The sequence below is a fragment of the Borreliella burgdorferi B31 genome (assembly GCF_000008685.2).
Taxonomy (GTDB): Bacteria; Spirochaetota; Spirochaetia; order Borreliales; family Borreliaceae; genus Borreliella; species Borreliella burgdorferi.
The window spans coordinates 1-13,251 of the sequence record NC_001854.1; the positions used below are offsets into that span (position 1 = coordinate 1).

The following is a 13,251-nucleotide window of genomic DNA, read 5'->3' on the forward strand; positions in this document are numbered from 1 at the left end:
TTACCCTTTAAATTACTAAATTTAACTTGAAAATACTAAACTTTAACCCAAAATAATAAAACTTTAACTTGAATTTTTCAAAATTACAAAACTTTAACCCAAAATGGTAAAACTTTAATTTTTTGTAATTTTTACATAAAAGTGTTAACTTTAAAATTCCAAACTTTATAATTTTGGAAAATTATCAATACTTTTTTAATTTATTCTTTATTTTCAAAATAATCTTTATATACTTATATATTATGTATAAGTCTGTAAAAGAACAACAAGAAAAAGGAATAGATCATGCATGCAGAATACTTATTCTTACCGAAACAATATTTGAAATAAATTTAATATTAGAAAATTATTCTCAAAAAACTCTACTCAAAAAGTATAACGAAAATCTCAAAAACAAAAATCTACCTCCTAGTAATATATCAACAATGAAAAAATACTTAAAGCAATTAGAAAAAGAAATAAAAATCATAGCAAAATTCTATTTTAAAAACGATCAATCTCTAATTTATTATAAACTTAATTATACCCTAGAAAAAATTTGGTTAAAACTAATAGAATTATTCTACAAAGAATTAAAACAATTTATACAAAAGAACACTACTACTTAATTGTAAATACATTATAAAATAATCTTATTCAAAACTTTAGAAATATATTGTTTTACGCTAAAAAAATTTAAAAAATACTGTGCTATATTTGTAATATAAATTTAATATAATAGGGGGCTAATTCATTATGGATGGAGTAATTAACGATACATTGGTCGCAAGAATGAAAAAGCAAATTAAATTTAATAAGAATAAGTTAATCATTCTTGTCAAAACACTAGATCATATGAATAAAGAATTACTTTATAGTGCAAATAAAACTTACAATTATGTCTTAATACAAAACAATTTTAATGAGGCTCTAGCTAAAACTTATCAACTTAGGGTTAATTATAAAACCCTATTAGAATATCTTGAAATATTAGAAAAAAATCCAAAAGTAATCTTAAAACGTCCCACAAATAAAGAAAATGAAAGCTTTATAGGCCTTTATACACTCCTTTCCCCTTTAGAAGTTTGTTGCACTAAAATTTATAATCTTCATCCTAATATTTAAGCTAATATAATCCAGAAAATTTACTATAATCGATTATATAAATAGTAAACCAATATCTATCCTAGTATATTATGGCCTATAATAGGCCCAATAAAGAATATTTTGAACATGAATAATTATTTAATTACCAATATAAAGCTAAATACAAAATAAATTCAATATATCTTTAAATTCTAGAAAATTTTTAATCTAAAAAAATCATTATTATAGTGCCCAAAACAAAATAAAACTTAAACTGGGAAAATTAGTGTTACATAAAATGAATAGGGCTTAAGACAAATTCTTTATAAAAAACTTGCTTTAAGCCCTATTTCACGATCATATTGTGATTCGAATCCGCGTCGAACTATTTATAGTATAACAAAAATTAAATCATAGTCAAGTTGTATTTTAAATAAATTTTAATCTTAATTACTAAAACTTTACAATATAACTAAAATTGCTATAAGAGTATTTACTTTTATAGCAATTTTAGTTATATTGTAAAGTGATCAATTGTGAGGAGAAACTTTTATGAATTCAAAAACAACAAATAAAACCACTAGAAATTGCTATAATAAAGTTCAACACAAATTAATAGTTCTTATTTCAACAATATGCTATCTAAACAAAACACATAAGAAATATACACAAAAAACCATACTCTATTATTTTAATAAAAATCTAAGAAAAAACGGTCAACCTATTTCTACACTAAGAACTATGCAAAAGTATATTTATAGACTACAAAAAGAAATAAAAGTCACAAAAAACTACTAACTATTTCTGATAACAATATCGATATCCAAACCATGTAATAGAAATCCCAAACACATAGAGCCAGCCCCCCAAAATACAAGGAATTAAAATCAAGCAACACATAAACCATTTCAATAACTTCTAAGTATAAAATGCCAAAGCATAAATTTTGCTATTGCTTAAACTATTTTCGAGTATACATCTGTATTAAATTTAAGCTTGTTTTTTCTATCAATGAAATCATCTTTTGCATCCTTGTCAAATACAATTTCACTTTAATTTTAATAAAAAATAAAATATTTGGACTCACCAATAGGCTTCAGTGCCCGCATTAAACCTAAATGTTTAATTAAAAATTTTTGGATTGTTATTCCCAATGCTTTTTCTATCTTGAAAGAACTTTAAAAGTGCTTTCAAGATAGTTTCTTTTTGCACGTTACTTGAATTTACATTCAAATAATAGGGCAAGTTGCTTTATATATACTCTTTATTTTTTTTGATTTTTGTATTTAAGTGTTGATATTATTAGTAATATTTTAAACTTTACTCTTAACTAAAAGCTTGTTTTATTGTTAAAAATAAAACACAAACAATACCCTATAAATAGTTTAATATTGCAATATTATTTAAACTATAAAAATATGTAAATAATAATTTATAAATTAATAAAAAACATATAAGGGAGCTTTCTTAATGAAAATCAAAAATATAGCAAACATATTAATATTTTTTTTATCTATAGTTTTAAATAGCTGGGGAAATGAGTCAAAAATAAATACCCCAAATGAAAATTCTCAAAGTAATATTTTAATAATCTCAGCTACAAAAGCAGAAATAGAAGAGATAAACAAGATTATTCAAAACAAAAAATATATTTCAATAGAAGAGCATAGAAGAAAAAAAAAGATTGCCATTGGGAAATTAATGGATCATAATATAATTACCATAGCTACAGGAGTTGGAAAAATAAATACGGCCCTTTGGACAAGCTATATTATATCAAAATATAAAATTAGTCACATAATCAATGCTGGAGTTGCTAGTGGAATTTATAGTGATAAAAATAAATTTATAAAAATAGGAGACGTTGTAATATCTACAGAAACAACAAGTTATGATTTTGATCTGCATAGATTTGGATATGAAATTGGACATGTTCCAGAACACCCTAAAAAATTTAAAGCAAACACTGCTCTTATAAGGAAAACTTCTAAAATAAAAATAAACAATATAACCTCATATATGGGCTTAATAATTACTGGAGACCAATTCATTGATCATCAAACTTTTCAAGAAATTCCAGAAGAATTTGAAAACGCAATCGCAATAGACATGGAAAGCGCCGCAATGGCTCAAGTAGCATACGGCTTTAAAATTCCCTTTATAATCATCCGGGGAATATCTGATATAGTCAATAATGAGAATAATTACGATGATTATAAAAAATTTTTAAAAAAAGCTTCTTCTAGCTCAGCAAAAATAGTAGAAAACTTAATTAAGTTAATGTAACTTAATTAAGTTTTTAATTAGATTTTGTATTTTTTTTATTTTTTCATAATCTTCTTTAAGTTTGATTATAGCGCCTTTTAGTAGCTGCACTCATCTCTTAAACTTTTATTCCAGAACTATAAAATTACCGTCTCCTTTGCTTATAATAATTATTAGAGCTCCTTATTAAAATCAATATTCTTCAATGAATACTATTTTATAATAAGATCTTCTCTACGCTGTGCTTGATTATATCTTTTTTTGATTATAATCCCTCAGCAAGTAATATCTTTATTAAAATAACTACCCCCAAATGCTTAAAAGCCAAATTATTAATCCCATTGATACAAAAAGCTCAATTTAATAATTTATTTTCTTTTTATAAAAACATTAAATACTCAAGATCTCTTAACATTGGCAAGTGAAGCCAAAATCGATGCTGAAAAATCTAATAAAGAGGTTAATTCTCAAAAGAAAAGCAAAAACAATAGTAAAAATATAGAAGTAAAAGATACTCTTGGGCTAGTTAAAGCAATTAAAAAGTCATTATAAAAGATTGATTTGGCTTTTAAAGCATTAATTGGGTCGGGCTATGACGCCTCATCAACAGCTAAAAGTAAATTTAGAAAATGGCTTAAAGATGATAAATTTGCTAGATGAATTGTTAAAAATAGCAGCAATTGATGGAAATGACAATAACATTAGCAAATACAATGACCTTAAAAAGGTAGTAGATAATTTCAATAATCAAAATTCATTAATAAAGGTATATTTAAAAAATTCAAGCAATGAAGATAAAATTGAAGCTAAAAAATGCATAAAAACACTTATGCACAATGTTGAAACATATTTTGAAAGCGTATGTGATGAGCTTAAAGATAAAAATAAAAATGAGCATAACAGTATATTAACAACTCTAAATGAGGCAATTGGTAAAATAAAAAATTCAGCAATAGCCATACATGTTTGTTTTAATATAGATTAATTTTAAATGCTTTTTATATCTAAAATTTTTTCTTAATTGAGTTAAAGTGCACAATTAAGAAAAAATAAAAATAAATCTTTAAGTTATTGCATAAAGGATTAATTTACTATGTCTTGTCAGCAGTTCTTTTATAAGCAACATTCCAGCAAGATATCAATATAAAAACACCCAATATGAAAATATGCTATTTAGAAAGAGGAAGAAGAAAAAGTAAAAAAGATAAAATATTTTAAACCACTTTCCATTATGCTAAACTTCAATTAATCCACATGGCTTAATGATTCACTTTAAATGGCGGCTTTGAATTTCAAAAAAGCACGCTGCCTTTGACATTATATATTAATTTAATTTTTTGGATTTTAGGAAAAACATAATTTACCGTGCTATATCCCTGTAATTTTGACAAAATCGTTAAAATACTGTAAAAGTATTTGTACTATTTATATTTTAGACAATAAAGCCTCCCTATAAAGAACCCATATTTTCAATCCAAATTGGAAGGCCTAAAACATACAATCATAATCATTACTAGATTTATTATTTCTAAAAAAGATCACCATATTTTTAATTATATCAACTATTGAAAAAAGGTTTTAGAATAAAAGGGTAAAATTAATATTAATAATCCACCAGTAAACATTTGCAATAATAGCATTACAAGTTTAAAATTAAAACATATATGTTGAGTAAAAATCCAAAAATCAGATCTGTTTATAGAATATTTATAACCAGTTATTGCTACGAGTCACAAAATTCAAAAAATAAAAGAATCAAACTGCTATAATAATTTTAAACAGTGAGGAAGAGTTAATATGATTAAATTCCCTAAAAACCATATATCAAAAATACATATCATAAAAGAATATGAGGATGTTACTATTAAGTGGGATAGAGAATACTCATTATTTAGAAAACTACATGGTAAAAATAAAACACTTGAAGATTGGTTAGAATATACCCAAAAAGAAGAAAATCAAAAAATTAAAGAATTTGCAAATAAATTTATCAAAAAAAGAAAACCGAAAATATAAAAATCGCAAAGAAGAATTACAAAGCATAAATAAAAGTTATATAAATCGGTTACAAAAACATTGCATTGACATTTAAGATTTTGCAAAAGAGTTCTCTCGGGATATTTTAAAATGGAAAAAATTAAACACTTTGAGTATAAATGAGCCTATAAAAAGATTATAAAATAGAGAATTTGAAAAAATAGTAAAATTTTGTTTTACTTTACAATAGTAATTAAAAATTTGAAATTATAAAGTAAAAAATGAATTTTTCAAACAAAAGGTGTTTATATATAAAAAACCTTACAAAAGAAAATATCTAATTTGGCATAAAGGTTTAAAAAGATATTTAAAAAATAAAGAATTTTTTATAAGGGAATAATTTGAACAATAAAATGGTAAATATTCTGACAATAATAAGGGATAATATATCATACCGTATGTCAGCATTTATTATTAAAAAAGACTTTAAATTAAAATGAATCGGGCCAGGACATTAAAATTAAAAATAAGAATATTTTAATATTAACCCAAGATAAAAGAAGATTGATTTCTGACAGATATAAAAGGAAATCCCCTTCTAAAGAAAAATTATTTTATCTAAAAAAGATCAAATAAGAATAAAAATTAAAAAAATAATAGGTGGGCATCTAAAATTTGATTAATGTTTATAAGTATAAAAAACAAAATAATGTAAATTTAATCCTATCAACACAAGATGAGGATATTATTTTTTATACAAATTATACTTGTTAACAATAAAATACATTATTATGTTGTATGATTTCTAATATAATAATAGGCTTAATCTAAGCCAATTAAGGAGAATATTTATGAAAAACAAAATAATTTTATGTATGTGTGTTTTTTCGCTTTTAAATAGCTGTAATTTCGACAATGATGCTGAAGCAGCAACAAAAAAACATGCTGATAAAATAAAAAACTAATATATTAATGAAATAAAAAATTTAATAGCGATAGATAAAGAAAGTATAGACAAAAACGAACTACTGCGGGCTAAACCGGAAAATCAAAAGCCTGCAAACAACAAAAATGAAGAGAAGGCTTTCAAGATAGATAGCAGAGCTTTCAACTTTATAAATAGTTTTTTAACAGATGATGAATTCAACGAATTTGAAAAAATATTTCACAAACCAAAGCTACAATCGCACGGCAAGATATTAAACAGCATAGCAATTTTAGAGCTTAACCTAGAGAAAACAATTAATCACTTAGACTTAAAAAAAGATGCCTTAAATAAGGCAAATACCCTAGATTTGGAAAAGATCAAAAATTCTCTTAAACAATTATTCTCTATAAGGAAATTTTTTTCAACAAGCATAAAACAGATTTTGTTAGATTATCAAAAAAATACAAATTCTATAAAAACAGAGGACTCTAAATTAGAAGAATACCTGGACACAATATTAAATCAGTTTAATGAAAAAAATAAAGAGGTTGGAAATCTGAAGAACACCATATTATCAATACCTATCCCAACATTATGAATTAAGACTTATTAATAAGGATTTTTAAAGCAAATTAGGCCTTTAAATATAAAGGCCTAATAAAAAAGTTCATTATTTCCTATTAATATTGCCTTAATAAAACGCATTGGGATTTAAATAATTATAAAAAAGCAACCTTATTCACTTCATAAATAAAACATACTATCTCCCTAATAACAAATTTGGGAAAAATCAATCAAGAATATATAAAAATAGATCTTAAAAAAGTTTAAGCTACAATAAATTTATTTAATTTAATTAAATACTATGTATTTAATTAAATTAAATATTTGCTTATAATAAATATAAATAAATAAATAAATATGAAACTATGTAAAGGAGGGTATTTATGAAATACCACATAATTACAACTATATTTGTTTTTCTGTTTTTAGCTTGCAGGCCGGATTTTAATATCGATCAAAAAGACATTAAATACCCGCCTACTGAAAAATCAAGGCCCAAAACTGAAAGCTCTAAGCAAAAAGAATCAAAGCCTAAAACAGAAGAAGAGCTTAAGAAAAAACAACAAGAAGAAGAGCTTAAGAAAAAACAACAAGAAGAAGAGCTTAAGAAAAAACAACAAGAAGAAGAGCTTAAGAAAAAACAACAAGAAGAAGAGCTTAAGAAAAAACAACAAGAAGAAGAGCTTAAGAAAAAACAACAAGAAGAAGAGCTTAAGAAAAAACAACAAGAAGAAGAGCTTAAGAAAAAACAACAAGAAGAAGAGCTTAAGAAAAAACAACAAGAAGAAGAGCTTAAGAAAAAACAACAAGAAGAAGAGCTTAAGAAAAAACAACAAGAAGAAGAGCTTAAGAAAAAACAACAAGAAGAAGAGCTTAAGAAAAAACAACAAGAAGAAGAGCTTAAGAAAAAACAACAAGAAGAAGAGCTTAAGAAAAAACAACAAGAAGAAGAGCTTAAGAAAAAACAACAAGAAGAAGAGCTTAAGAAAAAACAACAAGAAGAAGAGCTTAAGAAAAAACAACAAGAAGAAGAGCTTAAGAAAAAACAACAAGAAGAAGAGCTTAAGAAAAAACAACAAGAAGAAGAGCTTAAGAAAAAACAACAAGAAGAAGAGAAGGAAGAACTAAGAAAACAACAACTAAAAAATACGCTATCTAATGATTTAAAAAAGCAAATAGAATCGGCCTACAATTTTAAAGAAAAATATGTAAAAAGTATGGAAAAAGAACCTGAAGACCATTACGGGATGACGTCTTTTAGGGGATTGAATTGGGGGCCAGGGACTGAAGATATATCTGACAATACCGAAAGATCTATAAGATATAGAAGACACACTTATACTGTTTTAAGCCCCCTGGATCCTCATGAATTAAAGGAATTCGCAAATATTATTCAAGATATAAATAAACTAGCATCAGTAGCAAGTATATTTAATTCTTTTAGCGCTATTGGAGGAGCTCTTGACATAGTAAGTGATCACCTATATTTCAAAAAAGACAATCTAGACAAACTAGATATTGCAGATTTAGAAATACTTAAAAATTCATTTGAACAAATATTATATATAAAAGGAAGTGTTGCAGGAAAAGCAAAAAAACTTTTATTAGATTATAAAAATCTAAAAACAGATATTAATAAGCTTAAATCTTATTCAAATGAACTGGTTAATGGAATTAAGCAACAAGCTCTAGAAGCAGAAAATCTAGAAGAGCTTATAGTGTCAAAATATAAACTTTAATGTTTCGCTTTTAAAATTTATTAACAATTTAAAAATGTATATTTAAGCTTTTGTGAAAAAATATTTTATCTATTTGGGTAGGTATTACTATTAATATGGTTTTTGGCTTAGAAATTCTTATATTATTTCCCCTGAAAAAGTTTTAGATATCATAAAAAACATATTCAACCCCCTTACAAATTAATTTATATAAACCTATATCTATCTAAAGTTTATATAAATTATAGGTTAACAATTCTTTTGCTTTTTAGTTAAAAGCACTTAAAATATAGAATTATTTCCTCAAAGTAAACTACTTTTTCTATAAGTCTCTAATTTGTTAATTTGCTCTTTGTATATACTCTCTTCTGCTGCACTCTTATATCTCTTTTGGTCATATGGTAGCGTTTCTAGACAATCGAGTGTTTCTTGCACGTAATTGATTGCCAAAGGTCTTTAATACCCAATAGACAGTCTTTCGGAATACTCACCTCAGCTAATCTATTTATCGACACAAATATTTACATTCTTGCTTTTAAAAATATTGTTAATAGCTTACATTAAGTTGCTAGTTAAAATACTGTATTTTTGGAATCTTGGTCAAAATCAACAACTATTCCCTTATTTTTTACTTTTTTTCAAGCAATGTGATACAACTACTCTCAAATTATCTCTTTGTGCTCAGCCGAAAACTCCGCGCTTTATATGTACCCCCCAATTAACTTTTTGACCTATTTTTTAAGAGCTCGACAGCCACTTTGTAATATTACATAACCAATATCGTCCATTCCTATATATATAATTTTGATTTTAATGTTGATCGTCCAACAAACTAATAATACAATGCACTTGTTGATTACTTTACTTTTAATAAAAAAATATGCTTAAGTATATAGACAATTTGTTTATTAGGAATTTTTGATTATCATTCAATTTATAATTTTTGTTAGAATATAATTTTTAAAGCATTATTTTTAAATATAATTATTTTCTTAATTGAGCTTAAATTTATTTTTTATAAAAGTTTTTATTAATTTTTAGTTTAATCATAGTTTACAATTCCCGCTTAGTTGATATAAAAATAGCATAACATTGTATAAATATATTTTTATGCATGTTGGACAAATGCCTAAAAAACAAAATTAATTATGTATTTATAATAAGTTGTTTTTGTAAAACACAAAACCTCAAAATTCAAAAACCACTATAATTTAAAATATGCATTCGAGAACTCAAATGTAATCAAGTTTACTAAAGAAAATATAAAAAGCTCTAAAGAGCACAAAAAAGCTGCTCTATTGGTTAAATAAAAAATACGCAATTAAAATGTTTGACGCAAACAAAGCTGTTGAAGTGTATTCAATAGCACAACTCGAGAAAAAAAAAATCACGTCAAAAAATTAAAAATAACTTAGACCATTAAAAAAAGACATAAACACTTTATAATTTTTTAATTATATAATTATATTAAATAACATATCTTTAAAGGATATATAACACCCCCCCCGATCTTTTTTCAATCCTTGCTAATATGTTTCTTTTCTTTTAATAGTGTCTTTTCTTTGATATTTATTAACACATATTTGCTAACTAAATAAAAGATTCTTAACTTTCATAATCATTATTAATAGATATTAAATATCATGTCCAATATTATATTAAGACATGCAACTAACATCTACATTTTTATATAAGCAACTCTACGGCCAAATAGTTAATACAATATATCAATAATGTTGTCAAATTAAATTCCCATTCAATTAAAATTCAAATATTTATACCTATATCCTTTAAAATTTTTGACAACGCTATTTAATTTTTTTATAAACTTATATAAGCTTTTAAAGCTTTAATTCCCTCTTATTGAATTTTCCAGATCTAAATTCAGATTATTATTAACAACCAAATTGCTCTAATGTTTTTATTCTTTAATTTAGTACATATGTAAAAAGTATTAAAAACTATTTTTATTGTCTCTTAAACAAAAAATTTTTGTAAAAGCTCAGGGCTTATATAAGTTCTCTGGCCAAAGAACCTATATAAGCCCTGTTTGCCTCTCATAAAATGATCAAAAATAAATAGGTAGTTAATATGAAAATATTTTTCTACACTAATTGTAGTATAGATCAAATTAGAATTAAAATCAACTTGTCTTCAGGCTAAATTGCAATCTTCCCAATTATAAACATTGCAATAAATTATTAATTTTTATGATTTTTTTATAAAAGTATTTGCTTTTATTTAAATACTGTGCTATAAATGTATTTATAAAAATCAAAATAACTAGGAGTATTAATATGCAAAATGCATTTACCAACCGCAAAAACACACCTTGCCAGAATAAATTACAACACAAATTAATAGTTTTTATCTCTACGCTAAAGTATATAAACAGTAAATATAAAAAATATACCCAAAGTAATATACTTTATTACTTTAATGAAAATTTAAAAAGAAATGGACAACCAACTGTTAAACTAAAAACAATGCAAAATTATCTTTACAAATTAGAAAAAGAAATAAAAGTAACGACCAACTACCATAAACATTTGGGAGTAAATTTTGGAACTGAAATTTATTACAAACTTAATTATCCAAAAAAAGAATGCTACCTTAAAATCAATCAACACTTTAAAGAAAAAAAAGATATAAGATTCCAAGCAAGGGTTAACAACTACCTTAAAGACAAATTTAATAAAAAAGGGAATCTAAATTTAGAGGAGTGTAATAATAATAATAATAATAAAGAAGAAGAAGAAGAAGACATAAGAAATAATAAAATAGAAAAATGTCAAATAAAAAAATATTTCAACAAATGTAACTTTTTATCCGAAGAAGCTAAGTCCATTTTAGAATTAAACATTAGTAAGAATAAAACAATTGAAATAATAAAAATAATAAAAAAAATTGAAACCGACTTAACAAAAAATAAAAACAAAGTTTGTTTTAAGAAAAAGCAAAAAATGTTGAAAGAAATACTAAGCAAAACTAAAAAGCAATTAGAAAAAAAAGGATATGACACCAAACAACTGAAACTCAAAATCGAAAACATATATAAAAGTTATAAAACCAAGCCCCATTTTATTATTGAAAATAAAAAATACAAAGACCTAGACAAAATAAGGCTTAAACTAGAAAAATCAATTGAAATTAAAAAAGAAAGTATTACAAAAAAATATATACATATAAAAGTAAATATTTTCAACATACTAATAGAACAATTGAAAAAAGAATTGGAAATAAAAACTTTAAAGCCAATTATAAAAAATTATCTAAATAGCAAAAAAACCCTAGAATATGATAAAGTGTTCAATACCTATTATTATGAACTATTAGAAACTATAAAGAAAACGAAAAATAGCCTGTACAAAGATTGTCAAACAAAGATGTTATATAAGGATAATGTATGAAAAGCATCATAAAATCTATAAAAATAGAGAAACCAAGAATTAAATGTAAAAATAAAGATCGTTTCATAAAGATTGAAAAAGAAAATGACAAAACAATGTATCATACAAAAATAATGATGGATATTTATAAATTAGGAATTGACAATAAAAGAAATGAATGTCGTATATCATTAAGAACACTATTTAATCAAATGAAAGTAGAAGAAGTTCGTTTATATTCTATAAAAGAAGGGGACAAATTTTTAGGTATTTACTATGGATATAGAAAACCTATAAAAAACATTTTCGTAAAATATGAAATAAACGGAACCATAAAGTCATATGGATTATCAAAAGCACATTACATAGAATTTAGATTTAAAAAAGGAAGCGTTTTTTGTTACTTTAAAGGATTATTTCGCTTATTAAAAAAAGAAAAAGAAAATACACCATATAATATGGCTTGTATTGATATGTTTACAAAACTAGAGAAACACGTATATGAATTTTACGGTAAAAAATATCCAGAAAAAGGAATAATTATAAGATGGATAGAAAAAAATCAAAAATAATAACAATTGCAAGCCTTAAAGGGGGCGTTGGTAAAAGCACAACTTCAATAATACTTGCAAATCTATTATCGAAAAAGCATAAAGTACTTTTGATCGATACAGATGATCAAGCTGCTACTACAAGCTATTATTATAATGAATTAGAAACAAAAAATTTCGATATATCTAAAATGAACATAGGAAATGTTATAAAAGACGGTACAGATATTAATAAAAGCATTATTAATGTTGAAAATAACATAGCTTTGATACCCAGTTATATAACAGTCGATGAATTAAATGGAGAGTATTATTATGATAACCGGCATCTTCCAATTGAATTTTCATTAAAGACGAAATTAAATTCCATAGCAGACAACTATGATTATATTATAATTGATACTAATCCCAAAAGGAATTTCACATTAAAGCTTTCCCTAATTAGCAGTAATTATGTAATATCTCCAATGACGGCAGAAAAATGGGCAGTTGAAGGATTTGAAACATTAAGAAGGTATATAAAAGAAGTTGCTGGAATACCAATATTTATTGTTATTACAAGGTTTAAAAAAAATGTTACCCACAAGCAATTAATGGAAATAGTAAGCATGAAAAACGGGTTTTTGGGATACATAAGCGAAAGAGAAGATTTAAATAAAAGAATAGGGTGTAATGAAAAATTTGATTTTTCAAAAGATTACATTATTGAATATAAAAAAATATTGGATGTTTTTTTGGGAAAATTGTAAGAATTGACAAACTTAATAAGTCCGGCATGCCGGACTTATTGGAAA

At 24.5% G+C, this 13,251-nt stretch carries 11 protein-coding genes and 1 pseudogene; all 12 read left to right on the plus strand.

Features of this window, described 5'->3' with window-relative positions:
* Positions 1 to 242 precede the first annotated feature (242 nt).
* The gene (locus BB_RS04995) at positions 243 to 608 is read left to right on the plus strand and encodes a plasmid maintenance protein (RefSeq protein ID WP_044283674.1); all 366 of its coding nucleotides are present in this window, start codon (positions 243 to 245) and stop codon (positions 606 to 608) included.
* Between the two features lie 127 nt (positions 609 to 735).
* Positions 736 to 1,104 carry a plasmid maintenance protein gene (locus tag BB_RS05000; protein ID WP_010890321.1) on the plus strand — a complete coding sequence of 123 codons (369 nt, stop codon included), beginning with the start codon at positions 736 to 738 and terminating at the stop codon, positions 1,102 to 1,104.
* Between the two features lie 513 nt (positions 1,105 to 1,617).
* Positions 1,618 to 1,860: pseudogene (locus tag BB_RS05005) on the plus strand (plasmid maintenance protein); the annotation flags it as partial.
* 675 nt (positions 1,861 to 2,535) lie between these two features.
* Positions 2,536 to 3,351: a 5'-methylthioadenosine/adenosylhomocysteine nucleosidase gene (locus BB_RS05010; RefSeq protein WP_010256945.1), complete on the plus strand. Its 816-nt coding sequence runs from the start codon at positions 2,536 to 2,538 to the stop codon at positions 3,349 to 3,351.
* Between the two features lie 393 nt (positions 3,352 to 3,744).
* Complete coding sequence (locus tag BB_RS05015; RefSeq protein ID WP_012665263.1) at positions 3,745 to 3,882, plus strand: hypothetical protein; 138 nt, start codon at positions 3,745 to 3,747, stop codon at positions 3,880 to 3,882.
* 40 nt (positions 3,883 to 3,922) lie between these two features.
* Positions 3,923 to 4,315: a hypothetical protein gene (locus BB_RS05020; RefSeq protein ID WP_044283669.1), complete on the plus strand. Its 393-nt coding sequence runs from the start codon at positions 3,923 to 3,925 to the stop codon at positions 4,313 to 4,315.
* 812 nt (positions 4,316 to 5,127) lie between these two features.
* A complete protein-coding gene (locus BB_RS05025) occupies positions 5,128 to 5,346 on the plus strand; it encodes a hypothetical protein (RefSeq protein WP_010256964.1) in 219 nt (72 codons plus the stop codon).
* A 1,076-nt stretch (positions 5,347 to 6,422) separates the two neighbouring features.
* The gene (locus BB_RS07835; RefSeq protein ID WP_257730679.1) at positions 6,423 to 6,833 is read left to right on the plus strand and encodes a virulence associated lipoprotein; all 411 of its coding nucleotides are present in this window, start codon (positions 6,423 to 6,425) and stop codon (positions 6,831 to 6,833) included.
* A gap of 349 nt (positions 6,834 to 7,182) precedes the next feature.
* Positions 7,183 to 8,538, plus strand: a complete 1,356-nt coding sequence (locus BB_RS05035; protein WP_010890325.1) for a virulence associated lipoprotein — start codon at positions 7,183 to 7,185, stop codon at positions 8,536 to 8,538.
* A gap of 2,276 nt (positions 8,539 to 10,814) precedes the next feature.
* Positions 10,815 to 11,927 carry a plasmid maintenance protein gene (locus BB_RS05040; RefSeq protein ID WP_010890320.1) on the plus strand — a complete coding sequence of 371 codons (1,113 nt, stop codon included), beginning with the start codon at positions 10,815 to 10,817 and terminating at the stop codon, positions 11,925 to 11,927.
* Positions 11,924 to 12,478 (plus strand): DUF226 domain-containing protein, encoded by a 555-nt coding sequence (locus BB_RS05045; protein WP_010256990.1) that lies wholly within the window; start codon positions 11,924 to 11,926, stop codon positions 12,476 to 12,478. The genes BB_RS05040 and BB_RS05045 overlap by 4 nt, the downstream gene beginning before the upstream one ends.
* Positions 12,454 to 13,206: a ParA family protein gene (locus BB_RS05050; protein ID WP_010256993.1), complete on the plus strand. Its 753-nt coding sequence runs from the start codon at positions 12,454 to 12,456 to the stop codon at positions 13,204 to 13,206. Before BB_RS05045 ends, BB_RS05050 begins: the two co-directional genes overlap by 25 nt.
* Positions 13,207 to 13,251 lie beyond the last annotated feature (45 nt).